Origin of the sequence: Lysinibacillus sp. GbtcB16 (genome assembly GCF_019091145.1) — a bacterium.
In the GTDB taxonomy this organism is placed as follows: Bacteria; Bacillota; Bacilli; order Bacillales_A; family Planococcaceae; genus Lysinibacillus; species Lysinibacillus fusiformis.
Map to the genome: position 1 here is coordinate 1 of NZ_JAGXJV010000450.1, position 267 is coordinate 267.

The 267-nt window shown below is 53.6% G+C and carries 1 pseudogene; it reads right to left on the reverse strand.

Annotated elements, in window-relative coordinates:
* Positions 1-241, reverse strand: a pseudogene (locus KVT27_RS24870) (hypothetical protein); the annotation flags it as partial.
* Between the last annotated feature and the right edge of the window lie 26 nt (positions 242-267).

Consider the following 267-nt stretch of genomic DNA (forward strand, 5'->3'; position numbering starts at 1 on the left):
GCATGAAATCGACCAACCACGGATTCAGCGCCGCGATTTTTTGCGGATTGCCCGTGATCGTCGTTTCCCCTGCAAAATGTTTGATCGTCCGCGGAGCAGCCGCTTGCGCCGTTGGTGCTGGCGATGAAGCCCCCGTGCTTCCCGCCGTCGGTTCGGCTTTCCCGCAAGCGGAAATCAAGAGTGACAAGCTTAATGCGATGGTTACCGGTGCAAATAAATGCTTCTTAAGTTTCGTTCTCATATTAGTTTCGTTCCTCTCCTGCTGTC